This is a genomic window from uncultured Tateyamaria sp. (assembly GCF_947503705.1).
Taxonomy (GTDB): Bacteria; Pseudomonadota; Alphaproteobacteria; order Rhodobacterales; family Rhodobacteraceae; genus Tateyamaria.
The window spans coordinates 783,734-807,500 of sequence record NZ_CANNES010000001.1 but is presented as its reverse complement, the minus strand read 5'-3'; the positions used below and the strand labels follow the sequence as shown (position 1 = coordinate 807,500).

The 23,767-nt window shown below is 58.8% G+C and carries 22 protein-coding genes and 1 tRNA gene (1 of these 23 only partly in view); 12 read left to right on the top strand and 11 right to left on the bottom strand.

What is annotated here, in order from left to right:
- Both msrP and Q1A44_RS03995 read right to left on the bottom strand, forming a co-directional pair.
- Window positions 1–40, bottom strand: the start of a protein-coding gene (msrP, locus tag Q1A44_RS04000) for a protein-methionine-sulfoxide reductase catalytic subunit MsrP (protein WP_299620009.1). It extends 866 nt beyond the left edge of the window; 40 of the gene's 906 nt are visible here — the first part of the coding sequence; the start codon lies at window positions 38–40; the stop codon falls past the left edge of the window.
- Between the two features lie 72 nt (window positions 41–112).
- Window positions 113–1,606 carry an FMN-binding glutamate synthase family protein gene (locus Q1A44_RS03995; RefSeq protein WP_299620005.1) on the bottom strand — a complete coding sequence of 498 codons (1,494 nt, stop codon included), beginning with the start codon at window positions 1,604–1,606 and terminating at the stop codon, window positions 113–115.
- 251 nt (window positions 1,607–1,857) lie between these two features.
- On the opposite strand from Q1A44_RS03995, the gene Q1A44_RS03990 reads away from it, so the two are divergent.
- The 3 genes from Q1A44_RS03990 (at window position 1,858) to Q1A44_RS03980 (ending at window position 5,912) form a co-directional block, all read left to right on the top strand.
- Entirely contained in the window at window positions 1,858–2,340 is a 483-nt protein-coding gene (locus Q1A44_RS03990; RefSeq protein ID WP_299620002.1) for a fasciclin domain-containing protein, read from the top strand.
- A gap of 208 nt (window positions 2,341–2,548) precedes the next feature.
- On the top strand, window positions 2,549–4,291 hold the full coding sequence (locus Q1A44_RS03985) for a calcium-binding protein (RefSeq protein WP_299619999.1): 1,743 nt from the start codon (window positions 2,549–2,551) through the stop codon (window positions 4,289–4,291).
- Between the two features lie 253 nt (window positions 4,292–4,544).
- Entirely contained in the window at window positions 4,545–5,912 is a 1,368-nt protein-coding gene (locus Q1A44_RS03980) for a calcium-binding protein (protein WP_299619996.1), read from the top strand.
- Between the two features lie 66 nt (window positions 5,913–5,978).
- Here Q1A44_RS03980 and clpB read toward each other — a convergent pair whose 3' ends face one another.
- Window positions 5,979–8,594: an ATP-dependent chaperone ClpB gene (clpB, locus tag Q1A44_RS03975; RefSeq protein WP_299619993.1), complete on the bottom strand. Its 2,616-nt coding sequence runs from the start codon at window positions 8,592–8,594 to the stop codon at window positions 5,979–5,981.
- Window positions 8,595–9,032: 438 nt separating this feature from the next.
- On the opposite strand from clpB, the gene Q1A44_RS03970 reads away from it, so the two are divergent.
- A complete protein-coding gene (locus Q1A44_RS03970) occupies window positions 9,033–9,347 on the top strand; it encodes an orotidine 5-phosphate decarboxylase (RefSeq protein WP_299619990.1) in 315 nt (104 codons plus the stop codon).
- A gap of 209 nt (window positions 9,348–9,556) precedes the next feature.
- A complete protein-coding gene (gene pyrF / locus Q1A44_RS03965; protein WP_299619987.1) occupies window positions 9,557–10,273 on the top strand; it encodes an orotidine-5'-phosphate decarboxylase in 717 nt (238 codons plus the stop codon).
- Window positions 10,274–10,451: 178 nt separating this feature from the next.
- On the opposite strand, the gene Q1A44_RS03960 is transcribed toward pyrF, so the two are convergent.
- Window positions 10,452–10,892 carry an NUDIX hydrolase gene (locus tag Q1A44_RS03960; protein WP_299619984.1) on the bottom strand — a complete coding sequence of 147 codons (441 nt, stop codon included), beginning with the start codon at window positions 10,890–10,892 and terminating at the stop codon, window positions 10,452–10,454.
- Between the two features lie 54 nt (window positions 10,893–10,946).
- Between Q1A44_RS03960 and Q1A44_RS03955 the strand changes: the two genes are divergently transcribed.
- A complete protein-coding gene (locus Q1A44_RS03955) occupies window positions 10,947–12,200 on the top strand; it encodes a DNA polymerase IV (RefSeq protein ID WP_299619981.1) in 1,254 nt (417 codons plus the stop codon).
- A 5-nt stretch (window positions 12,201–12,205) separates the two neighbouring features.
- Here the strand turns inward: Q1A44_RS03955 and Q1A44_RS03950 are convergent, their stop codons facing one another.
- Window positions 12,206–13,066 (bottom strand): N-formylglutamate amidohydrolase, encoded by an 861-nt coding sequence (locus Q1A44_RS03950; protein ID WP_299619978.1) that lies wholly within the window; start codon window positions 13,064–13,066, stop codon window positions 12,206–12,208.
- A 151-nt stretch (window positions 13,067–13,217) separates the two neighbouring features.
- Here Q1A44_RS03950 and Q1A44_RS03945 point away from each other — a divergent pair.
- The 5 genes from Q1A44_RS03945 (at window position 13,218) to Q1A44_RS03925 (ending at window position 16,473) form a co-directional block, all read left to right on the top strand.
- A tRNA-Val gene (locus Q1A44_RS03945) sits at window positions 13,218–13,292 on the top strand.
- Between the two features lie 111 nt (window positions 13,293–13,403).
- A complete protein-coding gene (gene ykgO / locus Q1A44_RS03940; RefSeq protein WP_005850168.1) occupies window positions 13,404–13,529 on the top strand; it encodes a type B 50S ribosomal protein L36 in 126 nt (41 codons plus the stop codon).
- Between the two features lie 176 nt (window positions 13,530–13,705).
- Window positions 13,706–14,881 carry a DUF2235 domain-containing protein gene (locus Q1A44_RS03935; protein ID WP_299619975.1) on the top strand — a complete coding sequence of 392 codons (1,176 nt, stop codon included), beginning with the start codon at window positions 13,706–13,708 and terminating at the stop codon, window positions 14,879–14,881.
- Between the two features lie 100 nt (window positions 14,882–14,981).
- A complete protein-coding gene (yghU, locus tag Q1A44_RS03930; RefSeq protein ID WP_299619972.1) occupies window positions 14,982–15,857 on the top strand; it encodes a glutathione-dependent disulfide-bond oxidoreductase in 876 nt (291 codons plus the stop codon).
- Window positions 15,858–15,972: 115 nt separating this feature from the next.
- Entirely contained in the window at window positions 15,973–16,473 is a 501-nt protein-coding gene (locus tag Q1A44_RS03925; RefSeq protein ID WP_299619969.1) for an aggregation factor core protein MAFp3, isoform C, read from the top strand.
- Between the two features lie 18 nt (window positions 16,474–16,491).
- On the opposite strand, the gene Q1A44_RS03920 is transcribed toward Q1A44_RS03925, so the two are convergent.
- The 6 genes from Q1A44_RS03920 to Q1A44_RS03895 all read right to left on the bottom strand — a co-directional run bounded on the left by Q1A44_RS03920 (window position 16,492) and on the right by Q1A44_RS03895 (window position 23,277).
- Window positions 16,492–18,075, bottom strand: a complete 1,584-nt coding sequence (locus tag Q1A44_RS03920; RefSeq protein WP_299619966.1) for an iron ABC transporter permease — start codon at window positions 18,073–18,075, stop codon at window positions 16,492–16,494.
- A gap of 184 nt (window positions 18,076–18,259) precedes the next feature.
- Window positions 18,260–19,465 (bottom strand): phenylacetate--CoA ligase family protein, encoded by a 1,206-nt coding sequence (locus Q1A44_RS03915; RefSeq protein WP_299619963.1) that lies wholly within the window; start codon window positions 19,463–19,465, stop codon window positions 18,260–18,262.
- Between the two features lie 57 nt (window positions 19,466–19,522).
- Window positions 19,523–19,906 carry a hypothetical protein gene (locus Q1A44_RS03910; RefSeq protein ID WP_299619960.1) on the bottom strand — a complete coding sequence of 128 codons (384 nt, stop codon included), beginning with the start codon at window positions 19,904–19,906 and terminating at the stop codon, window positions 19,523–19,525.
- 22 nt (window positions 19,907–19,928) lie between these two features.
- Complete coding sequence (locus tag Q1A44_RS03905; RefSeq protein ID WP_299619957.1) at window positions 19,929–20,753, bottom strand: ABC transporter ATP-binding protein; 825 nt, start codon at window positions 20,751–20,753, stop codon at window positions 19,929–19,931.
- Window positions 20,754–20,830: 77 nt separating this feature from the next.
- The gene (locus tag Q1A44_RS03900; RefSeq protein WP_299619954.1) at window positions 20,831–22,108 is read right to left on the bottom strand and encodes an ABC transporter substrate-binding protein; all 1,278 of its coding nucleotides are present in this window, start codon (window positions 22,106–22,108) and stop codon (window positions 20,831–20,833) included.
- Between the two features lie 92 nt (window positions 22,109–22,200).
- On the bottom strand, window positions 22,201–23,277 hold the full coding sequence (locus Q1A44_RS03895; RefSeq protein ID WP_299619951.1) for a branched-chain amino acid ABC transporter permease: 1,077 nt from the start codon (window positions 23,275–23,277) through the stop codon (window positions 22,201–22,203).
- Between the two features lie 125 nt (window positions 23,278–23,402).
- Here Q1A44_RS03895 and Q1A44_RS03890 point away from each other — a divergent pair, with 125 nt between their 5' ends.
- Window positions 23,403–23,726, top strand: a complete 324-nt coding sequence (locus Q1A44_RS03890) for an SHOCT domain-containing protein (RefSeq protein ID WP_299619948.1) — start codon at window positions 23,403–23,405, stop codon at window positions 23,724–23,726.
- The last annotated feature ends 41 nt before the right edge of the window (window positions 23,727–23,767 follow it).

Genomic DNA, 23,767 nt, shown 5'->3' with positions numbered 1-23,767 from the left:
CATCGGCGCGGGTCAGTGTGTTGTTCCAGCGAAAAGCCATGTGGGCCGTCTCCTACGGGTTTAACCTTGTTGCACTATACATGGCACATCTTGGCGCGCAGGTTATCCCCCCTCACGGGCTTGTCAGGTTATTGTAACTCGGGGTGATCTCGTTCAGGGGCAACGATCTGCCATTATCCTGCACGATCCGCACATGGCGTCGGCGCATCAGGCGCGGCTCCCCTACACCCACAGAATGAGCGATGGTCTCGACCTCTTTGGTGATGTCGCGCGCATAACGGGCCACGCGTATATATTTGTCCTCAACCACCAAGCCTGCCTGAAACCGTTTGTCATGGGTGGTGATTCCAGTCGGGCATGTGTTCTTGTTGCACTTCAACGCCTGAATACAGCCCAGGCTGAACATGAACCCACGCGCCGAGGTCACGAAATCCGCCCCCGCCGCAAGCGCCCAGGCGATGTCGCCCGGATTGACCAACTTGCCCGAGGCCACGATACGAATGCGGTCTTTCAGGCCCACACGATCGCGTTGATCCACGACGGTGATCAACGCCTCACGGATGGACATGCCAACGAGATCGATCAAGGGCATCGGGGCCGCGCCGGTGCCGCCTTCGCCACCGTCCACGGTAATAAAGTCGGGCGCACTGTCCGCCCCGCGGGCCGCAATTGTTTCAAACAGATCGCGGATCGGCCCTTCGGCGCCCACGACTGTCTTGATACCAACCGGCTTTCCAGTGACCTCGCGAATGTGGTCAATAAAGTCGAGCAGGTCATCCCAATCGTCCACTTCCGCATGGCGATTGGGCGAAATGCCGTCTTGCCCGACCTTGAGGCCCCGGATCTTGGCAATCTCTGACGTGACTTTGGCTCCGGGCAGGATACCGCCCTTCCCGGGTTTGGCCCCTTGGGCCAGCTTAATCTCGAACATGCGCACAGTGTCGTGAGCCGCGACCTCGCGCAGCTTGTCCTCTGACAAGGTGTCGTCCTCGTTGCGGACACCGAATTTGGCCGTCCCTATCTGAAAAACGATGTCAGCCCCACCTTCCAGATGAAAAGGGCTGAGCCCCCCCTCGCCCGTGTTCAACCAAATGCCCGCCTCTTTTGCACCGCGGCTGAGGGCCTGGACAGCAGGTTTGGATATCGCGCCATAGCTCATACCGGAAATGTTGAAAAAGGACTGCGCTGTATAAGGTGTGCGGGCACCGGCCCCGATGACCATTGGCTCGGTCTTGGCAAATTGGGTTTCGAGGGGCGGGAAGGCCGCGTTCACAAAAATCGGCGTGCCAACGACACCCAGGTTGCGGGTCGAACCAAAGGCGACGGTATTGCCATGACCCTCACCCGCTCGGTGAATCCACTCGCGCTGCGCTCGGTTAAACGGCAGCTCCTCACGGTCCATCGCAAAGAAATACTGTCGAAAGAACTCGCCGAGGCTTGAGAACAATTTGCGAAACCGGCCGATGACCGGATAATTGCGGCGGATCGCGTCGCTGGTCTGCGATCTGTCGATCACAAAGATCACGGCCACCACTGCCAGTGCCACACCGATCATGGCGGCAAAGCTAAGAGCCATGATCTCGATAACGGCGGCGGCAAAACCCATCAGGTATTCCTTTGATCAACTGTATCGCGTCACTGTGCAAAGCCAAGCGAGCGGGCGCAAGTCGGCAATGATCACAGCCCTGCACTAACAAGTTTGTGACTGGAAATTGCGCGAAACCAACGCTTAGGGCGCGACCCGTTTCGGTCAAATCGCGTCGGCAAAAATCCCCAGTGATCCGATGCGGTTTTTGCTGCGTTTCCCTCACAATCGTGCACGCCGCACGGCTTCACTTAATCGACAGGAGACTAACCATGATCCGCAGAACTTTTGTAATGACCGCCGCCGCACTCGCCGTTGCAGGCACCGCGTTTGCAGGTTCCTATGGCAAGAAAGACATCGTGGACACCGCCGTTGAGGCAGGTACGTTCGAAACGCTTGTGGCCGCCGTGAGCGCAGCGGGCCTCGTGGATACGCTGAAAGGCGATGGCCCGTTCACCGTCTTCGCCCCCACAGATGAAGCATTTGCCGCCCTGCCCGAAGGCACCGTCGAGGCGCTGCTGGAAGATATCCCGACTCTGACGGCGATCCTGACCTACCACGTGGTCCCTGGCAAAGTGATGTCGACGGATCTGAGCGACGGCATGACCGCCACAACGGTGCAAGGCGGCGATCTGACCGTTGACCTGAGCGATGGGGTCAAAATCAACGACGCGTCCGTGGTCGCCGCAGACGTCGAAACATCCAACGGCGTGATCCATGTGATCGACCAGGTGATTCTGCCTGCCGAGGGCTAAACCGCTCTGATCACATACAAATCCACCTGCTGAACCCGCATTGTCGCGGGTTCAGCAACTCAAATCTCACGCGTCGCGTGTATTTGACACAAATCTGACCCATTTCGGACGAATTTCGGCTTCGGTCGTCCCTCGCATGATAAAACCTCTCGGGTGCCGAGCCTGCCAGCTTGGATCGACTGCCGCGTTACCACTTGGGGAAGATTAGATGCCGACCACATTCATTGAATCCGTTTCATCCACAGCCACCACATACCAAGACGACTTCAACGGCGCAGGGCCGATTGATCTTTCTCTTGGCGACCAACTGGTCGGCACAGTTGGCGAGACCTTTCCATCAGTGCTCGACGTTGCCGATGAGGCGTTGATCAACGTGATTGCCGGGGTGACTTATACCTTCACAGCCACGGGGACTTCGGCCACATCCGCATTTGGCTTTGGCGTTCCAGGAACAACAGTGGCAACAGAAACCAGCCCGGGTGCATTCACGCTGACGCTGACATTTACGGCGACGGCGACTGAAACGATCAGCTTGGGCTTTGCCGCAAATACGCCCGTCGACTATACCGCCACGCTGACCGCGATCACTTATCCTGATCCCAGCAATGGAGACGATTTCATCGTGGGCTCAGACACCTCCGAACAGATCAGTCTTATGGGCGGCAACGATACGTTTTTGGCACTTGGTGGATCTGACAGCGTCACCGGCGGCATGGGCAATGACGAAATTGACGGTGGCAATGGCAACGACACCATCAACGGTGACCTCGGCGACGACACGATCCTGGGTGGCAATGGCCGCGATGTGCTGACAGGCGCGGGTGGCTCAGATCTGCTAAACGGCGGCAACAAGGAAGACGAATTGATCGGCCAGGATGGCAATGACACGCTTCTTGGCGGCAGCGGCAATGACACGCTGAACGGTGGTGCCGATGACGACACGCTGGATGGCGGCAAAGATGACGACGAGATGACCGGCGGCCTGGGTGCGGACGTGTTCCGTATCGGCAATGGCGACGGGCGCGACATCATCACCGACTTTACCGTCGGCGAGGACAAGCTGGACCTGACCGGGCTGAACATCTGGGACATTTCGCTGCTGACCATTCAGGCCGCGGGCACCGGTATTCGGATCAACACCGGTGATGGCAATTATATCGAACTGTCGGGCCTCTCGGTTGGGGACCTCAGCAATGACGACCTGATCCTGATTGATCCCCCCGTGATCGCCGTGACCGAAGGCGGCGATAACATCACAGCCACCGAGATCGCCGAGTTTTTTGCCGCCAGCGATGGCAGCGACAACATCAAGGGCATGGGCGGCAACGACACGATCAATGGCGGCACCGGCATCGACACGCTGGATGGCGGGACAGGCAATGACGAGATCGACGGCGGCTCTGGCGCGGACCGGCTGTTTGGTGGCAATGGCAATGACACGATCGACGGCGGCGCCGGCAATGACGTGATCAAGGGTGGCAAAGGCAGTGATCTGATCAATGGCCAGAACGCCAATGACCGTATCTATGGCGAAGATGGCAATGACACCCTGCTGGGGGCCAATGGCAACGACAAGATCTGGGGCGGCGCAGGTGCGGACGACATTTCCGGCGGCGCAGGCAAAGACAAGATCGACGGCGGCACCGGCAATGACACCATCGAAGGCGGCTGGGGTGATGACGAATTGACCGGCGGTGCCGGCAATGATGTCTTTGTCTTTGCCGATGATCGGACACGGGCCGACACCATCACCGATTTCACCATCGGCGAGGATATCATCCAGATCGACGCCTACGGCTATACTGATATCTCGGACCTCAACATGGTTCAGGACGGTGATGACGTTCTGATCACCTTCAGCGACCGCGATAGCATCCGTCTGGTTGACATTGATCTGGGTGATCTGAGCAACAGCGACTTCGACCTCGGCGATATCTTTGTCGTGGGCTAAGCTGCGTCATACTATATACAGTGACAAAAGGGCGCCTTTCGCAGGCGCCCTTTTTCGTGGCGACATCCATTGCCTTTGACTTGCCACATTGGGCGCGAACCAAGGCGCGCAAACATCCATTGGTCTCAATCAATTCCCTTTTTACTCAAAAGACTGCCTTAATCCGCCGTTAACACACTTCGGACGCAAAACTTCCCAGACCTGGAAACGGGAGGGGCGTGGCGTTTGGGAAGAAAAAATTTAGGGCAGATACATGACAAATTATACCGAAGTCGGCGACCAACCCGGCACCATACAGGCAGGCGATACGTTCACGGGCAATATTTCCGGGGATGATAACAGCGACATCATCTCCGTCGACAACGTGGTTGTCGGCGAACTCTACACAATCACTCTCGAATTATCGACAATCCCCAACCTGCTGCACTTCACGCTGTACGATGACACAAGTGCTTTGAATTCTAACCTGCCCATGATGAACGGCACCCTGCTCCAACACAGCAATCAGATGTCGGGCAGCTGGATGCTTTCACCGGCTACACTGAGCGACACCACGATTACCTTCCAATTCATACCTTTGGTGGAAGGCGATTTTCGGTTTCAAATCACCTCGAATTATCAAACACCCTTTGATTACACCTTTGGTGTTGATGGTGTCGTCGCCCAGGTGGTCACGCCCCCCGAAGAACCCAACTTTGACGGCAACATGGGTCAAGCGATTGAAGGTACAGAAGGCAATGACACGTTGAGCAGCACCGTCGGTGATGACGTTCTGACAGGTGGCTTGGGCAACGACATCTTTGTCATTGAGGCCAACAGCGGCATGGACACGATCACCGACTTCACTACCGGTCAGGACACAATCGACGTTCAAGCCTTGGGCATTTCAGCCATCGAGAACATGACGATCATCGACACGCCAGATGGCGCGCTGATCGACTTTGGCGACGGTAACACGCTCACACTGAACGGCGTGTTCGCCCAGGATTTGACCAATGACGACTTTGTTCTGGCTGACAATGTGATGACGGGCAGTACGGGCAATGACAAGACCAACGGTCAAAGCGGTGTCGACGTCATGTCTGGCGGCCACGGCGACGACCATTTGAATGGCATGGGCGGCGACGATCAACTGTCGGGTGGCTCAGGCAAGGACAAGGTATCCGGGGGAGCAGGGCATGATGTCCTAAACGGCGACACCGGCAACGACGTCCTGTTCGGCGGCTCGGGCAACGACATGATCAACGGCGGCGGCCACAATGACCGGATCTATGGCGATGGAGGCAACGACACGCTGAACGGTGGCGATGGCAACGACAAGATCTGGGGCGGCGAAGGCGACGACGAGATCAAAGGCGGTTCCGGCAAAGACATCATGGTTGGCGGCACTGGCGCAGACAGCTTTGTCTTTAACAACGGGGCGCACAGCGACACGATCAAGGATTTCGAGGACGGTATCGATGTGCTCGACTACTCGGGTCACAACGGGGTCAGCGATATGTTCGACCTCATCATCTACCAAAGCGGCACAAGCGTCATCATCGACGCAGGCGGCCCGGATGAGGTCACGCTGCACAACATGACTGTGGCCGAACTAGACGCGTCAGACTTCATATTCTGATCACAGGTCCCTGAGACGACGAAAGGCCCGCATCGCTGCGGGCCTTTGCGTTTGCATCTTCCAGGTTTAGTGGACGACCGCATCATCCGGGCGGGGTCTGTTGGTGGCAGCCACCGTATCCCCGATGATCAACCCTTCGGCTCCGGCAGTCACCTCGATCGTGTCACCGTCCCGTACATCGCCCGCCAACAGCATCTCGGCCAGCGGGTTCTGCAAGGCGCTCTGGATCACACGTTTCAACGGGCGCGCGCCAAAGACGGGGTCATAGCCCTCATTCGCAAGCCACTTCCGTGCCCCTTCATCCAACGACACGTCGATCTTGCGCGCAGCCAGACGTTTGAGCAGGCGCGACATCTGGATATCGACAATGCCATCCATATCCTCGCGGGCCAGCCGGTCAAAGATAATGGTCTCGTCCAACCGGTTCAGGAACTCGGGCCGGAAATGAGCGCGCACTGCGTCCATGACATCGCGCCGCGCACCGCTTGGGTCCGCCCCGTCAGGCAGTTGGCTGAGCGCTTGCGCCCCAAGGTTCGACGTCAGGATGATCAGGGTCTGCTTAAAGTCCGCCGTGCGACCCTGACCATCGGTCAGCACCCCGTCATCCAGCACTTGCAACAGAACGTTGAACACATCCGGGTGCGCCTTTTCGACCTCGTCAAACAGAACTACCTGATAGGGCCTGCGCCTCACCGCTTCGGTCAAAACACCGCCCTCGTCATATCCGACATAACCCGGAGGGGCCCCGATCAGACGGGCTACCGAATGCTTCTCCATGAACTCGGACATATCAATTCGGACCATGGCCCCATCGTCGTCAAAGAGGAACTCGGCCAGCGCCTTGGTCAACTCCGTCTTACCCACACCGGTGGGGCCAAGGAACAGGAACGACCCCAGCGGACGGTTTTCGTCGTTCAGGCCCGCACGGGCACGGCGCACCGCATTGGCGACAGAACGCACAGCGGTGTCTTGACCGATAACACGGGTGTGCAACTGCTCTTCCATGCGCAAGAGCTTGTCACGTTCGCCTTCGAGCATTTTTGACATCGGAATACCGGTCCACCGCTCGACGACGCTCGCGATCTGCTCAGGGCGCACCGCCTCGGCGACCATCGCGTCGGTTTCCGCACCTTCGGCCTCGCCCAGCTTGCGCTCAAGCTCGGGGATTACGCCATAAGACAACTCGCCCGCCTTGGCGAGGTTGCCCTCGCGCTTGGCGATCTCAAGTGTCGCGCGGGCCTGATCCAACTGCTCTTTGATATCACGGGCCGAAGCCAGCTTGTCCCGCTCGCCCTGCCATTGGGCGGTCATTTCCGAGCTGCGCTCCTGAACGTCCGCCAGATCCTTTTCCAAAGTCTCCAACCGGTCTTTTGAGGCTTGATCATCCTCGAGGCGCAGCGCTTCGACTTCGATCTGCATTTGCAGGATCTGCCGGTCCAGCGCGTCTAGTTCTTCGGGCTTGCTGTCAACTTCCATGCGCAGACGGCTTGCCGCCTCGTCCATGAGGTCGATGGCCTTGTCCGGCAAAAAACGATCCGTGATGTAGCGGTGGCTGAGGGTCGCGGCCGTCACCAAGGCACTGTCGGAAATACGCACCCCGTGGTGGAGTTCGTACTTTTCCTTGATACCGCGCAAGATGCTGACGGTGTCTTCGACCGTAGGTTCATCCACCACAACAGGCTGGAACCGACGGGCCAAGGCCGCGTCCTTTTCCACATACTTGCGGTACTCGTTCAGCGTCGTGGCCCCGACACAGTGCAATTCACCGCGCGCCAGGGCAGGTTTGATCAGGTTGGCCGCATCCATCGCGCCTTCAGAGGCGCCCGCACCCACTAGGGTGTGCATTTCGTCGATGAACAGAATGATCTCACCCGCGGCTTGGGTCACTTCGGTCAGAACGGCCTTCAACCGCTCCTCAAACTCACCGCGATATTTCGCACCGGCGATCAGGGCTCCCATGTCCAACGCCATCAAGCGCTTGTTGCGCAAGGATTCCGGCACATCACCATTCACGATACGCAGGGCCAGACCCTCGGCAATCGCGGTTTTACCCACGCCAGGCTCCCCGATCAAAACCGGGTTATTCTTGGTCCTGCGGCTCAGCACCTGCATGGCGCGGCGAATTTCCTCATCGCGGCCAATGATGGGGTCGATCTTGCCTTCTTCGGCCCGTTGCGTGAGGTCGTCGGCATATTTCTTCAGCGCGTCATAGCCATCTTCGGCACTCGCTGTATCAGCCGTGCGGCCCTTGCGAATGTCATTAATGGCCGTGTTCAGCCCTTGGGGCGTGACTTTGCCCGCCTCCAGCGCGTCGCGGGCACCGGATTTCACCATGCCAAGCGCCATCAAAACACGCTCAACCGGGACAAAGCTGTCGCCTGCCTTTTTGGCCAAAGCCTCAGCCTCGGTCAGGACCTTGGCCGTGGACTGATCCAGATAGACCTGGGCCGCATCTCCAGTAACCTTGGGCAGTTTGGCGAGGGTCTGGTCGACATGAGACAGCACGCGCGCGGCATCGCCGCCTGCGGCTGTAATCAGATTGCTGGCAAGGCCCTGATCGTCATCCATCAATGCCTTGAGGATGTGGTCGGGGGTCAAACGTTGGTGGTTTTCGCGGGTTGCAATGGTCTGCGCCGCTTGCACGAAACCACGCGAACGCTCCGTGAACTTCGACAAGTCCATGGGTCTCTCTCCTTTTCACAGCGCCCGGTTATGTTGCGCCCTCTCAGAGGCACGCAAGGCGTTCGGGCCTACGCGTAAAAGATGGGGAAGACGGGGGCGTTGCACAAGAGCAACAGGGTATTTTTCCAGTCGAATTTCAAGTTCAATGCGCAAGTGAGCCCAGAGCGCATGGCGTTGGTTCATGTTTGCGGAGGATGCATTGGTGCAGTGACCACATCGCAGAATACATCAAAAAATAGAATAGTACGGCAAGTTATCCACATTTTTATCCACAGGAAATTTTCCATCGTTAACAATAGGTTAATGGAAGCAGTTCCCGAAAATTGGTCAAACTGACAGAATCGTGAGCGAAATTCATCCCGATTCCCCCTGCAAACCGGAACTTTATCCCCATCTTGTTGTTAATAGAGCAAGAACAACAAGATACAGGTGTACAAGATGCAGACCGTTCCATTGCAACTGAGTGATGTGATTTACAACGCGGCAACCCAATCCTTTGAGGCCCTCGTGACGGTACACGACAGCCACAATACACGCAGCTATGCCTGCGCTATCGACGCTCCTATCGACATGACGTTCGAGAACGCCGCACGAGGTTTGGCCATACAAGCCATGCGCCGCCATACTCGTGGCCGCGCCGATGCAACCCACATGCCCGCCGCCGCTGTGCCTCAGCGCGCCGGCCGGATGGCTACGGGATTGCGTCGCATGACCATTGATCGCTTTGCCACGCTGACAGCCCGGGCGGCATAGCCCCAGAATTCTCCGCGCCCCAGGATCTGTGCATTCTGTCCCCGCATATGACATCGCGGGCGCTGAGGTACAGAGACAAGCTGCCTGCCTGCTAGGTCTCTGATCACTGCCCGGATGTCGCAACGGCATCCGGGCCTTTTTTGTCCGATAGACTTTGATGCCCCACCTGCCTATGACCGCTCAAACGCGGGTCAAAAGGGACAAACGCTATGGCAGATGACAGATTGATCGTAGCGCTAGATGTGCCGAACGCCATTGCAGGCCTGGATTTGGCGCAAAAACTGGGCGACAGCGTCAGCTTTTACAAAATTGGCCTCGGTATGCTCACCGGTGGCGGTCTGGCACTGGCCAATGAACTCAAGCAGGAGCATGGGAAGCGTATTTTCCTCGACATGAAGCTCTTTGACATTGGCGCGACAGTCGAGGCTGCGGTTCGAGGCCTAGCCCAGTTTGACCTTGATTTCCTGACTGTCCATGGCGACCCCCACGTTGTCCGCGCCGCCAAGGAAGGCGCGGCAGACAGCAACATGAAGATCCTCGCCGTGACCATCCTGACTTCGCTGGATCGGGCCGACCTGGACGCAAGCCTGATCCAACCCGGTGACATTCCCGATCTGGTGCAGACCCGTGCCGCCCGCGCATTTGAGGCTGGGGCCGACGGTGTCATCGCCTCGCCTCAAGAGGCCAGATTGATCCGCGCCTTGCCCGCAGCCAATGGACGCCTGATCGTGACCCCGGGCGTACGTCCCGCAGGGGCCGATCTGGGCGATCAGAAACGGGTGGCCACCCCGGCCAGTGCCATTGCAGATGGGGCCGATCATATCGTGGTAGGCCGACCCGTCTGGACGGCAGCAGACCCGCGGCAAGCGGCTGACACCATCCTCGCAGAGATGGCCAGCCCACAGGCACGTAGCCCAAACCGCTGATCTTTGCCTCTATAGGTTGTGCCCTCAGCGCAACATGCCACCTGATATTGTCAGGTCAGGAATTCCTGACTAGGTGAATGCATATGCGGGTGTTAACGTAGGGTCAGGTGATACTCCCCGACGGGCCGGCTCTTCCTGCGGTTCGTCACCTCCCCCCGCACACGCGCGGGGGGCCTTCTCAGGCCAAATCCTTGGAAAATGATGCGCTTGGTGCACCACTCAGATAATCGCTCAGGCGGGGTTTGAACGGGTGCACCGCCTTGGGATGGCTCAGGAAATCGGAAGCGTCCATATAGGCCCATTGCTGGCCTTCATCGCCCAAAACGATGTCCTCACCGCGCGCAGCAGGCAGTCGGGCAGCAAAAAACCAGACCACCCGACCAATCGAGTTTTCATAAGCGCGCCCCCAGGTCACTGCCTCAGGCGGTACGACCAAGGACAGCTCTTCGCGGGTTTCGCGCAACGCACAGCCCAGAGGCGTTTCACCCGGCTCGCGCCCGCCGCCGGGCATGTCCCAAGCGCCGGGCCAGGTCAGACCGGGGAAATCATCGCGTTCAATCACCACCAGAGGCTCGCCCACAAACAGCGCCAATTTCGCGCCCATCCAATCCGCGCCCATGTTCATTCCTCGCCCGTTCCGCTACACTCTCACACGTAATCACGAAGCCGCACCATGCCCAGTCTCTGTCGCGATTGTCTTACCGAATTTGATGCCGGACAGCGCTGTCCGGCTTGCGGCAGCCCACGCACGCTTAGCCATCCGGAACTCTTTGACTTGTCCATTGCGCATATGGATTGCGATGCTTTCTATGCCTCGGTCGAAAAACGCGATGACCCCAGCCTTGAGGGCAAACCGGTGATTATTGGCGGCGGGCGGCGCGGCGTGGTCTCGACCGCCTGCTATGTGGCGCGCATTCGCGGAGTGCGCTCGGCCATGCCGATGTTTCAAGCCCTCAAACTCTGCCCCGACGCGGTGATCATCAAGCCCCGAATGGATGCCTATGTCCAAGCCTCCCGCGCGATTCGAACCATGATGGAAGAATTGACGCCCGCCATCGAACCCTTGTCACTGGATGAGGCGTTTCTGGATCTCACAGGCACCGCGCGTCTGCATGGCCACCCCCCCGCTGTGATGCTGGCGCGGTTGATCAAACGAATGCGAGACAAATTGGGGCTGACCGGGTCCATCGGCCTGAGCCACAACAAGTTTCTGGCCAAAGTTGCCTCTGACCTCGAAAAGCCGCGTGGCTTTTCTGTGATTGGCGCTGCGGAAACCGGTGATTTTCTGCGCAACAAATCCGTGCGGCTGATCTGGGGGATTGGCCCTGCGGCGCAGGCGTCGCTTGAAAAGGCGGGCATTCGGACCTTTACGGACCTTCTACGCTGGGAGCGGACCGATCTGGTGGCCCGCTATGGTGCGATGGGCGACAGGCTTTGGCATCTGGCGCGAGGGCAAGACAAACGCCGCGTGTCGCGCGACGCACCGATGAAATCCATCAGCAATGAAACGACTTTTGGCGAGGACACCAACGACCCCGATATCCTAGATGGCCACCTTTGGCGGATGGCGGAAAAAGTATCGGACCGCGCGAAAGCCAAAGGGCTGGCGGGGCGCGTGGTGACACTCAAGCTCAAGCGGCACGACCATTCCTCACTGACCCGGCGTGTGTCGCTGCGCGATCCGGCACAATTGGCCGACACGATTTATCGCACGGCGCGGGGGCTCTTTGATCAGGTGGGGGACGAGGGTCCTTACCGCCTTCTCGGCTGCGGGATCAGCGATTTGCGCAGCGCGGATGAGGCGGGCGCATCCGGCGACCTCCTTGACCCCGGAGCGCGCAAACGCGGTCAGGCCGAACGGGCCGCCGACGCCATTCGCGACCGTTTTGGCAGTGATGCAATTCTAAAGGGACGGGCGCTGCGGTAGCGCAACTACTCTGCTGCCAAAGGCACGCGGACCTGACCGATGGTAGATATTTCGTCTACGACGCTGCGCAGTCTCGCGCGCGTCTCTTCGAACCCCGAATGCGGCTGGATTGTGCGTTCATCCATATACAATGACCGGTCAATCTCGACCTGTACCGCGTGCTGATTGCGCGAGGGGCGACCATAGGCTTGGGTAATGTAGGCCCCGGCAAACGGCGCATTCCGCACAACGTTAAACCCAGCGACGGCAAAGGCCGCTTCAACCGCATCCACAACGCCACCACCCGCCGCAGCACCAAACCGATCGCCCAGTACAACGTTCGGACGAGTCACACCGCTGCGCGCCATCCCGTCCATCGCCTCATGCGGCATTGAGTGGCAGTCAATCAGCACCGCTTGACCATGACGCTGCTGTGCCCCGTCCAGCAGTTTTTGCAGCATCTGATGATACGGCACCCAATAAAGCTCAATCCTCCGCTCAGCCTCTTGCAGGCTGATCTTGCCGCGATAGATGTGGCGTCCGTTGGCCACCACGCGGGGGATGACGCCGAGACCGCTGGAAATACGGGGGTTGTGACCCTGACGTCGCACGCCCTCGACAACGGCGGGATCCAGTTCTTCGGCGCTGCGGTTCAGGTCGACAAAGGCGCGCGGCGCACCGGCGCGCAGCAATGGCGCCCCGAATTGCGGCGCCATATCAAATAGTTGGTCGACGAAAGCGTCCTCTGACGACCGGATGGTGCGTTCATCCAAAATCGTGCGACGCAGAAAGCTCCACGGATAATCGCGCCCCGAATGCGGCGACGCAAAGACAACGCAGCTGCTGCGTTTGTCCGGGTGCGATACATCATAGGCGACTTTGGGCATGACCACTCCTCTTGCCGTTAACATAGCGCAGGAACAGACAAAGCCAAAAGCCCTTGATACTCACTTCGACTCCTTTTATAGCACGGCTCACCCGGCGCGGATTTCCGCGCCCGCTTTTATTGTGGGCCGCAAAAATGCGCAGGGACAGAGTGGGCGATTAGCTCAGCGGTAGAGCACTTCGTTGACATCGAAGGGGTCACAAGTTCGATCCTTGTATCGCCCACCATTCTGATTTCGCGGGCGGGCCACAGGGCCCAAACGCACCCGACACCGGCATGAAAATGCCAAAACGCAACCCGGCGCTGCTTCGCGCCATGAAACATGAGGAAGAAGCGCCATGAAGGTTCGCAACTCGCTCCGCTCGCTCAAAAACCGGCACCGTGATTGCCGTGTTGTGCGTCGCAAAGGCCGCGTATACGTCATCAACAAGACGCAGCGCCGGTTCAAAGCCCGCCAAGGCTAAGCCAGACGCAAGAGACGATGTGAAAGCCGCCCCAATCCGGGCGGCTTTTTCTTTGCCGGTGGATCACCCCCTCGTGTGAGCAAGCCATGAGTTGCGCGCGCGCCCCGGTTTAAATTGCCTTCCCGCCCTGAGTGCGTAAGCTTGTTGCATTTAAGTCAGGACAAGGGGTTTCAACCATGTCGCGCAAATTGGTGGTTTGCCTTGATGGCACCGGCAACGAAATTGAAAGCAACGAATCAAACGTCTTGCGGCTCTACAAAAGCCTCAAACGGTCCGAAGATCAGATCGTGTTTTATCACCCGGGCGTCGGCACCCTCGACACGCATCCCTTTGCCCGGGTCTTTCTGACCAAGCCCAAACAGATCCTCGGCCTGATCGCGGGCTTTGGCTTGGAAACCAATGTTCTGCGGGCCTACGAGTTTCTATGCAACCAGTACCAGGACGACGACAGGCTCTACTTCTTTGGGTATTCGCGCGGTGCTTACACGGCCCGGGTTCTGGCCGGATTCATCAATGACTTTGGTCTTGTCCATCCCAGCGAGTTTCACCTTGTCGCCCCTGCCTTTCGGGCCTGGCGCAAGATCCGCAAGGACGACCCGCGGACGAAGCATGCCAAGTTGCGGATGCTGGAAAAAGCCTTCCAGATGCGGCATCCGGCCATCCGCTTTTTGGGGCTGTGGGACACCGTCAGTTCGATGATCCGGATCAAGCTGCAATGGGGAACCATTGTCGAGTTTTCGACCCATTCCAGTGTCGACGAAAACCCATCGGTCGAATCGGTCCGCCACGTTCTGTCAATCGACGAAACGCGCCGGTTCTTTCGCCACCAGTTCTGGACACCGGGCCAGACCTATTATGGCAACCGCTTCAAATCCAAGAACAGCCCGCCGCCCCAAGACGTCAAACAGGTCTGGTTCGCAGGCACACACACCGATGTTGCAGGGTCCATCCCCGAGGCGGAGGCGGGCCTGTCCAAGATCACCATGGACTGGATGCGCCAGGAATTGGACGCTCTGGCTGTCGACAGCCTCGCCTTTCGTGAAATCACCTATAATCGCTATGTTCTGGGCAAAAAGGACAAGATCACTGAAAAGATGAACCTTGAAATTTCGGTGCCCGATCCAAACGCGCCGCTGCACAGCCAGATGATCAAAGGTTGGTTTATCCTAGAGGCGTTTCCTCGCCTCAAACGTCGGTCTCGCTGGCCCAAACAATGGAATATTCTGGGCTATTACCTACCTCTGGGACAGCACCGCTATATTCCGCCCGGCTCTGAGATACATGAATCCGTGTCAGAGCGGCGGGCGGAAGCCAAAAATGCTTATGACCCGCCCAACCTCAAAGGGTTCTAGCGCTGCGTGCCGCCTCTTCATCTGCGCACAGTCTCTGCCCTTGCCCGGCGCGGCACAGGGCTTAGGTTGCGACAGAACATATTGAACGGAAGGCTGCAGCATGAGCGATCCCACCTATACACCGCCCGCAAAATGGACATGGGACAGCGCATCGGGGGGTAAATTCGCCTCGATCAACCGTCCCATTGCGGGTCCCACTGCGGACAAAGACCTGCCGGTTGGCAAACATCCCTTTCAACTTTATTCGCTGGCCACGCCCAACGGGGTCAAGGTCACCATGTTGTTGGAAGAGTTGCTGGAAGCAGGGCACTCCGGCGCAGAATATGATGCCTGGCTGATCAATATCGGCGAAGGCGATCAATTTGGGTCGGGCTTCGTCGAAGTAAATCCGAACTCCAAGATCCCGGCCCTCATGGATCATTCTGGTGACACCCCGGTGCGCGTTTTTGAATCCGGGTCTATGATGATCCACCTCGCCGAAAAGTTTGGGATGTTCCTGCCTGCCTCCGGCCCTGCGCGGACCGAGGTTTTGAACTGGCTGATGTGGCAAATGGGCTCTGCTCCATTCCTTGGCGGCGGCTTTGGCCACTTTTACGCCTATGCGCCCGAGAAATACGAATACCCCATCAACCGCTACGCGATGGAGAGCAAGCGGCAGTTGGACGTGTTGGATCGGGAGCTTGCCAACAAGCCGTTCATCGCAGGCGACGACTATTCCATTGCTGATATGGCCATTTGGCCGTGGTATGGGCAGTTGTGTCTGGGACGCCTCTACTCGGCGGCGGAGTTCCTCGATGTGGAAAGCTATACCAACGTGATGGCCTGGGCGAAAAAGATTGACGCACGTCCTGCAACGCTACGGGGGCGCATGGTCAACCGTGCCTTTGGCGAACCGGAATTGCAGCTGCACGAACGCCACGACGCCTCGGATTTCGAGACGCAGACCCAGGACAAGATCGGCACTGCCGACACCTGATCCCAAAGCGTGGCGCACCGAACAGGTGCGCCCTGGCGGCAAGGCGACACTCCGCGCGCCTTGCCCCTCGGACTTACAGCGCTAGGTGCATTTTCAACCGGAAAAGGACATCTTTATGCGCTTCCCCCTCGCCCTCATCGCCACCATGACCGTTACGACGGCAAGTGCAGACGTTACTGTCACCTTCCGCGACGGCGCGCCTAAAGATCGGTTTACGATCACCCAAAACGCACCATGCGCCATGGGCCCTGCGACGCTGGTTCTGAATCTCGGCACGGCCCCGGCCGGTCTTATCTTTGACACGACCAGCACGGGCGCAGGCGTCGAAGTGTTCCAACCCTTTGAATGGGTGTCAGCCCCGAACGGCATCGATGACACGCCCCAAGTCAGAGATGGCGACACGGTTCTGACACTGACCCTGCCCACCCTGACGCCAGACCTGCCCCTGGCTTTCACCATCGACCTGGACGACACCACCAGCGATCGCCAGATTACCGTTTCAGGCTCCGAAGTGGCGGGGGCACAGGTAACTTTGACCGCAGAGGGCCAGACGAGCGCCGGAACGTTTGATCAAAATGGTGTGGCTGTGATCGCGACATCTGCCTGTACTTCTTAAGACAGATCTTGATCCACCTCAGCGGCGGCCGACCTGGCGGCAGATCAGGATGACAGGCAAAAGGCCCACGGCAACGATCACCAGACTGGGCACAGCAGCCCCCTCCAACCGTTCGTCCGAAGCCAACCGATACGCCTGAACGGCCAACGTGTCGTAGTTGAAGGGGCGCATGATCAGCGTCGCGGGTAATTCTTTCATCACGTCCACAAAGACGATCAACAAGGCAGTCAGCAGGCTGGGGGTGAGGATCGGCAAATGGACCCGGCGCAACGTCGCGAAAGGCCCCTTGCCCAACGATCGGCTCGCCGCATCCATATTGGCATGAACCAAGGCCTGCCCCCCTTCATAGGCCCCAAGGGCCGCTGCCAGGAACCGGACCATATAGGCACAAACCAACAGCCAGATGGAGCCGGTCAAAAGCAACCCGGTCGAGATGTCAAAAGTGGCCCGCATCCATGCGTCAAGCGCGTTGTCGAAGGCCGCAAAGGGCACCATTAGGCCCACCGCGATCACACCCCCAGGCACTGCATAGCCCAGCCGCGAAATATAGGTGGCCGAGGACGAAAGGCGCCCAGGCTGCATCCGTTGGTAAAAGCCCAGCCCAATGGCTGCAATCACCGTCAACACCGCCGCGGTTGAGGCAAGCACCAGAGAATTTCGGACAAATCCGAGGTAACGCGCGCTCAGCAAGTCCTGGTCAGACCCCAGGCCAAGGCTGATCAGCGCAATGATTGGAATGATCGCCCCTAGCAGTACGGGCAACCCACACAACACCATCGCTATCCACCCCTGTGCGCCTTGGAGGTGCAGGGGCGGCTGATGCTTTTGGCCACGGCTAGGGTCGTGATATTTGGCCTGCCCGCGTTGTGCCCGCTCCAGCACCGCAAGAAGCAGCGCAAAACAAAGCAAACAGACAGCCAATTGCGCGGCCCCAGCCCGATCACCAAGCGAGAACCAACTGGTGTAAATGCCGGTCGCAAAGGTCTGGACCCCAAAATAGGCCACAGTGCCGAAATCTGCGATCGTCTCCATCACTGCAAGCAGGACACCAGCTGCAATGGCGGGACGCGCTAGGGGCAGGCTTACCGTCAGGAACGCGGACAAGGGTCGTGCGCCCAGGGCACGCGCGGCCATGAACGTCGACCCGCTTTGTTGCAGGAATGAGGCCCGCGCCAGCAGGTAGACATAAGGATACAACACAAGGACCAACATTAGGGCGGCGCCACCAAGGCTGCGAATTTCGGGGAACCAATAGTCGCGCGGGCCCCACCCCATCACCGACCGTAAAGTCGATTGGACGATGCCGGGATGATCAAGGACGCTGGTATAGGCGTAGGCCAGCACGTAGGCCGGAAAGGCCAATGGGAGGACCAGCGCGATCTCGAAAAACCGAACGCCGGGAAAGCGGGTCATTGTGACCAGCCAAGCGGCGCCGACGCCCACCAAAAAGGTCCCCAGGGACACCAAAACAATCAACAGCCCGGTATTGACCGCATAGCGGCCCAACACGGTCGAGACGAGAGACACAATTGTGTCTGTGCCGCCAGTCAATGCAGCCAGTATCACCGCGATCATCGGCAGCAGGCAGATCACGGCGATCATCCACGCCGCACCGCTTAGTGCACGCGGTGCCCTAGGCGCCCGTCGGGACATACCGTTAGAGACGTGTGTGAGGGTCAATGGCGGCCTCGTTGAGAACGGCCCCTTTATCCAAGCTTTTCACTCGGGTTTCCAGCCGAAACGTCGAGGACGAACGACTCATCCGCCTTACGGCGATGCGGCCGCGTCAGTCATAGCTGCGCTGGTCCTCGATCACCAAACCGTCGCGCGGCAGGCTGCCCGGCTCGACAACTTCAACCGTTCCTTTCAGCTTGAGCGTCGCAATCACGCTTTCGACATAGCTGTCGGCATTGCCCCCGCTGCTTTCCAATTGCACTGTCATCGCGTCTTGCTGCCCGTCTCGGCGCGCAATCACCCGAGCGCGGCTTACCTCGTCGTGGCGCGCCACGAGGGCAGCCACCTGTTCGGGGCGCACAAACATCCCCTTTATCTTGGTGGTCTGGTCCGCGCGGCCCATCCATCCCTTGATCCGCATGTTCGTACGGCCACAGGGGCTTTGCCCCGCCATCACGGCGCTCATATCACCCGTGGCAAATCGGATCAGCGGATAGTCGGAGTTCAGCGTCGTGACCACAACCTCACCCACTTCGCCTGGGGCGACGGGATCGCCCGTGCCCGGCGTCACGATCTCGACGATCACGCCTTCGTCGACAATCATCCCTTCCATCGCGGGGCTCTCATAAGCGATGTTGCCCAGATCGGCGGTCGCATAGGATTGCAAGCAGGCGATCCCCCGGTCCGCATATTCCTGCCGCAACGAGGGGAACAGCGCCCCGCCACCCACAGCCGCTTTGGTGATCGACAGGCTCACACCCATCTCATCGGCCTTATCCAGGATCACCTTGAGGTAGTCGGGCGTGCCGGCATAGGCCGTCGTGCCAATGTCGCGGGCCGCGGTCACCTGCAATTCGGTTTGCCCCGTGCCCGCAGGCAAAACAGCCGCCCCAACCGCCCGCGCCCCGCTTTCAAAGATCATGCCCGCAGGGGTCAGATGATAGCCGAAACAGTTTTGCACGATGTCGCCTGCACCAAAGCCCGCCGCATGCAGGAAACGGCCCATGCGCCACCAGTCATGGCTGATGCCGCCGGGTTCATAGATGGGGCCAGGGGACTGAAAAATATGCGCCACATTCGACACGGCCATACCGCCAAAGGGGGGCTTCTCCGCCTGCCATTTGGCCAGTTCGGATTTGCGCAAAACTGGTAATCGAGCCAGATCCGACAGATCGCTCAACCGGCCCACATCAGGCAAACAGCTGTTTTCGACGGCGGCAACGCGGCTTAGCTGCGCATTCAGCGCAGCCAGGTGATCAGCGGTGCGCGCATCCGCGCTCCGCGTCTCCAGCTCGTCGAAAAAGACCTTGTTCAGCATCGTTCGTTCTCCGATTGTCCGAGGGCACGCCCCGGAAATTCCTCGCGCCCTGCGGCGTTATTGGCCCGCCAACATGATCAAAGGTGCACCCTTGCGCACCACATGGGTCGTGATGGCGATCATCGGCGCCTCACCCACATTGGTCAGCCCGCCGTGCACTTGGCCCTCTGGAAAGAACAGCGGGGTACCGATGGCAAATTCGACGATGTTCCCGTTCGGGGCTTGGGCCCTGGTCGGTGTGACAACAACGGCATATTCATCGCCAGGATGTGTGTGCAGCGGGATGGTGGCTCCGACGGGTACCGACAGGCGGGTTACAATGACTTCCATGTCTTCCGACCCGGGTACCGGACCACGGCGAATCTCTTCACGGATGATATCTTGCGCGATGGCGCTACCAGCCGTGACGACAACCAGAAGAGCACTCAACAACAGTTTCATGATACGATCCTCCGTTTACAGATCAGCTCAGCCAGCGCTTGCGGCGGCGATAGGACCGCACATCGCGAAAGGATTTACGGCCCTCATCGGACATCCCCAGGTAGAACTCTTTCACATCCGGATTCTCGCGCAGCTCTGCGGCGGGCCCGTCCATAACGACGCGACCGCTTTCCAGGATGTAACCGTAATGGGCAAAACGTAGGGCCACGTTCGTGTTCTGCTCGGCCAGCAGAAACGTCACGCCCTCATTCTCGTTTACAGACTTCACGATGCCAAAAATTTGCTCGACCAGTTGCGGGGCCAACCCCATAGACGGCTCATCCAGCAGGATGGTCTCGGGGCGGCTCATCAAGGCCCGCCCGATGGCGGTCATCTGCTGCTCTCCCCCCGAGGTATAGCCCGCCTGCGACTTGCGGCGCTCTTTCAAACGCGGAAAATAGTCATAGACCATCTCAAGGTCAGCCGCGATCGCGGCCTTACCGTCCGACCTGGTATAGGCACCCGTCATCAGGTTTTCCTCGACAGTCAGGTGCTCGAAGCAATGGCGGCCCTCCATGACCTGAACGACACCAGCCTTGACCAGATCGGCGGGGTCCTTCTCGGCCACGTTGGAGCCGTGATAGAGGATCGACCCCTTGGTGACCTCACCGCGCTCAGAGGCCAAAAGACCGGAAATCGCCTTCAACGTGGTGGTCTTGCCCGCCCCGTTGCCGCCCAGCAGGGCCGTGATGCCGCCCTTGGGGACCTTCAGGCTCACACCCTTCAACACGAGGATCACGTGATTATAGATCACCTCGATATTGTTGACCTCCAAAACGGTCTCTGCCTCCACTTTCGCGTCCAGCATGGGTCACACCTTCATTGTTCCGAAAAATATGCAAATCCCCCCGGCGACGATGAATACCGCCGCCGGGGGAATGGGGCTTACTTGCAGCCCACTTCGATGCCGTTTTCATCCGCATAGGCGGCCGAATCTGCGTCGATCAGCGGCTGAATCACGTCCATGTCCGTCGCCGAGAAATCCGAGATCAGCGACCATGTGCCCGCAGATGCATCCCACTGGGTCATGCCGATCAGGCCCGGACCACCGTGGTTTTCACATGACACGTTAAAGGATGGACCAAAGCCCGGCAGACCAAGGCCTGCCATCTTTTCTTCGGTGATCTCCAACGCTTCCATTCCGTCGCGCATCATCCCTGGGGTGATGTCGGCAGTGCCGTGGATAGCCTGGGCTGTCTTGGCGGCTTCGGCGGCAAGCATCGCGGCATAGAGGCCGCGGTTATAAAGCACCGTACCGATCTGATCGCCTGCACCCGCGGCCAGGCCCTTGTCGACAACATGGGTCTTGATGTCGTCAAACACGGGGAAGTCGCTGCCCACGCCGTGGAATGTCAGCGCCTTGTAGCCGTCCGCCGCGTCACCCGCAGGCAGCACGTCGTTTTCAGAACCAGACCACCAGATACCGATGAAGTTTTCCATCGGGTACCGGATGTTGGCCGCTTCCTGAACCGCAACCTGGTTCATAACGCCCCAGCCATACATGATGACATTGTCAGGACGTTCGCGGCGAATTTGCAGCCACTGGGATTTTTGTTCCTGACCGGGGTGGTCCACGGCAATCAGGCTCAGCTCAAAACCATGCTTGGCAGACAGCTCTTCCAGCGTGCGGATCGGCTCCTTACCATAGGCAGAGTTGTGATAAACCAGCGCGATTTTCTTGCCTGCAATGTCGCCCTGGCTCATCAGATAGTTGATGGCACCGGACGCCCCATTCCAATAGTTGGCAGGGTAGTTGAACACGTGGCTGAACACTTCGCCATTGGCGGCAGAGGTCCGGCCATAGCCCATCGAGTGGATCGGAATGTCGTCCGCCGTCGCTTTGGGGATCAACTGATAGGTGATGCCGGTGGAAAGGGGTTGATAGACCAACGCGCCCTGGCCTTTGGTGGACTCATAGCATTCCACACCTTTCTCGGTGTTATACCCGGTTTCGCATTCCAGCACGCGTGCCTCGACGCCGCCGATGCCACCGTCACGCTCGTTGAGCAGGGTGAAATAATCGGCATAGCCATCTGCAAACGGAATACCGCCCGCCGCATAAGGGCCCGTCCGGTAGCTCAGTGATGGGAACACAAGGTCCGCCATCACGGGGCTTGCGGCCATCACGGCTGCTACAGCCATTGTTCCTAGTTTCATCTTCATCGGGGTTTCCTCCCTTGGTTTATCCGATGTGTAGGCCTTGCGGCCCATCCGTAGGGCGGGGTTCACCCCGCCATTCTTGGTGACCAGCCCAGCTAGTGCGGGAAGGGCCACAATCTCAATTTCTCCTTGGCGACACGCCACAACTGGGCAATGCCATGCGGCTCGGCGATCAGGAACACGATGATCAATCCGCCAACGATCACCAGGTTAAAGTGCGCCACGATATCCGTGGGCCAGCCCAGAAGGTCGACGCCCACCAGTTTCAGGATCACAGGCAGAACCACGAGGAAAGCCGCCCCGGCAAACGAGCCAAAGATGCTGCCAAGTCCACCAATGATGATCATGAACAACACGATGAAGGATTTTTGAATACCAAACACCTCGCCCACTTCCACAGCGCCCAGGTACACCGCAAAGAACAGCGCCCCCGAGATGCCGACAAAGAATGACGACACGGCGAAGGCGGTCAATTTGGCCTTCAGCGGGTTCACCCCGATGATCTCGGCGGCAATATCCATGTCACGAATGGCCATCCACTGGCGCCCCATGGACCCGCGGGTCAGGTTGCGCGCTATCACGGCCGAGCCGATGGTGAACACCAGACAGAACAAGTAGGTGGCCCAGGCCTCGGTATTCGGCCCCGTTACCTCGATGCCAAATACGGTGCGTTCCGGCGCGTTGATCTGGCCGGAAGCGGAATAGTTGTAGAACCACGACACCTTGTTGAAGAGCCAGACAAGAAAGAACTGCGCCGCCAGTGTCGCCACGGCCAGGTAAAACCCCTTGATCCGCAAGGACGGCAAGCCAAAGGCGGTGCCAACCAAGGCCGTGATCCCCCCCGCCAGAATGACGTGGAAAAAGATATTCACATCCGGAAAGGCGGTCATCAGCTTGTAACAGGCATAGGCGCCCACAGCCATGAACCCGCCCGTGCCAAGGCTCACCTGCCCACAATAGCCAGTCAGAATATTCAACCCGATGGCCGCGATCGCATAGATCAGAAACGGCAAAAAGATCGAATTGACCAGATAATCATTCATCACAAAGGGCATGACCACAATGGCCACCAACAGCACCAGATAGTACCGATAGCGGTCAAACCGGATCGGGAACGTTTGGCTATCTTGCGGATATGTCGTCGAAAAATCGCCCGCCTCACGATAGAACATCTCAGGCTCCTCCCCCAGCGTGCGCAATCCGCGCCGCTTTAACCATAACTTCAGCTTTTAGCGTTTCGCCATAGTTCGCCCCATTTCCGCTGCCATATTGGGCGTGGGAAAGTGGAGTGGGAACCATGACTGCAATTCTTGACGACATCCGTCGTCTGGACGCCGCGCATGCGCGTGGCGAAATAACGGCGGCCGACCTGAAGGCCGCCAAGGCCCGGTTGATGGACGCTGTGCCAGAGGTGCGCGACGTCGCGCCGGCACCAGCGACGCCAGCGGATAAACGAGCACGGCCCGGCATTGGCGCGGCGCTGCTGCTCTGCGCCCTGATCCTGACGATCTGCGTCGGCGGAACACTTGTGTTGACCGGCGATATCATGCTGTCAGCCACGGTATCCATTACCGTACTTGCCGCGTTCACCGTCATGCTCTTCCGGCAGCTTGATGGGTAAACGAAGGTTCCCGGGTGGCCGGGTCTCATTGGGCAAAGCCC

What these genes read in the sequence shown, in the direction of transcription:
- Q1A44_RS03995 (WP_299620005.1), bottom strand. Translation starts at nt 1,606, where the DNA reads ATGGGTTTTGCCGCCGCCGTTATCGAGATCATGGCTCTTAGCTTTGCC.
- Q1A44_RS03990 (WP_299620002.1), top strand. Translation starts at nt 1,858, where the DNA reads ATGATCCGCAGAACTTTTGTAATGACCGCCGCCGCACTCGCCGTTGCA.
- Q1A44_RS03985 (WP_299619999.1), top strand. Translation starts at nt 2,549, where the DNA reads ATGCCGACCACATTCATTGAATCCGTTTCATCCACAGCCACCACATAC.
- Q1A44_RS03980 (WP_299619996.1), top strand. Translation starts at nt 4,545, where the DNA reads ATGACAAATTATACCGAAGTCGGCGACCAACCCGGCACCATACAGGCA.
- clpB (WP_299619993.1), bottom strand. Translation starts at nt 8,594, where the DNA reads ATGGACTTGTCGAAGTTCACGGAGCGTTCGCGTGGTTTCGTGCAAGCG.
- Q1A44_RS03970 (WP_299619990.1), top strand. Translation starts at nt 9,033, where the DNA reads ATGCAGACCGTTCCATTGCAACTGAGTGATGTGATTTACAACGCGGCA.
- pyrF (WP_299619987.1), top strand. Translation starts at nt 9,557, where the DNA reads ATGGCAGATGACAGATTGATCGTAGCGCTAGATGTGCCGAACGCCATT.
- Q1A44_RS03960 (WP_299619984.1), bottom strand. Translation starts at nt 10,892, where the DNA reads ATGGGCGCGGATTGGATGGGCGCGAAATTGGCGCTGTTTGTGGGCGAG.
- Q1A44_RS03955 (WP_299619981.1), top strand. Translation starts at nt 10,947, where the DNA reads ATGCCCAGTCTCTGTCGCGATTGTCTTACCGAATTTGATGCCGGACAG.
- Q1A44_RS03950 (WP_299619978.1), bottom strand. Translation starts at nt 13,066, where the DNA reads ATGCCCAAAGTCGCCTATGATGTATCGCACCCGGACAAACGCAGCAGC.
- ykgO (WP_005850168.1), top strand. Translation starts at nt 13,404, where the DNA reads ATGAAGGTTCGCAACTCGCTCCGCTCGCTCAAAAACCGGCACCGTGAT.
- Q1A44_RS03935 (WP_299619975.1), top strand. Translation starts at nt 13,706, where the DNA reads ATGTCGCGCAAATTGGTGGTTTGCCTTGATGGCACCGGCAACGAAATT.
- yghU (WP_299619972.1), top strand. Translation starts at nt 14,982, where the DNA reads ATGAGCGATCCCACCTATACACCGCCCGCAAAATGGACATGGGACAGC.
- Q1A44_RS03925 (WP_299619969.1), top strand. Translation starts at nt 15,973, where the DNA reads ATGCGCTTCCCCCTCGCCCTCATCGCCACCATGACCGTTACGACGGCA.
- Q1A44_RS03920 (WP_299619966.1), bottom strand. Translation starts at nt 18,075, where the DNA reads ATGATCGCCGTGATCTGCCTGCTGCCGATGATCGCGGTGATACTGGCT.
- Q1A44_RS03915 (WP_299619963.1), bottom strand. Translation starts at nt 19,465, where the DNA reads ATGCTGAACAAGGTCTTTTTCGACGAGCTGGAGACGCGGAGCGCGGAT.
- Q1A44_RS03910 (WP_299619960.1), bottom strand. Translation starts at nt 19,906, where the DNA reads ATGAAACTGTTGTTGAGTGCTCTTCTGGTTGTCGTCACGGCTGGTAGC.
- Q1A44_RS03905 (WP_299619957.1), bottom strand. Translation starts at nt 20,753, where the DNA reads ATGCTGGACGCGAAAGTGGAGGCAGAGACCGTTTTGGAGGTCAACAAT.
- Q1A44_RS03900 (WP_299619954.1), bottom strand. Translation starts at nt 22,108, where the DNA reads ATGAAGATGAAACTAGGAACAATGGCTGTAGCAGCCGTGATGGCCGCA.
- Q1A44_RS03895 (WP_299619951.1), bottom strand. Translation starts at nt 23,277, where the DNA reads ATGTTCTATCGTGAGGCGGGCGATTTTTCGACGACATATCCGCAAGAT.
- Q1A44_RS03890 (WP_299619948.1), top strand. Translation starts at nt 23,403, where the DNA reads ATGACTGCAATTCTTGACGACATCCGTCGTCTGGACGCCGCGCATGCG.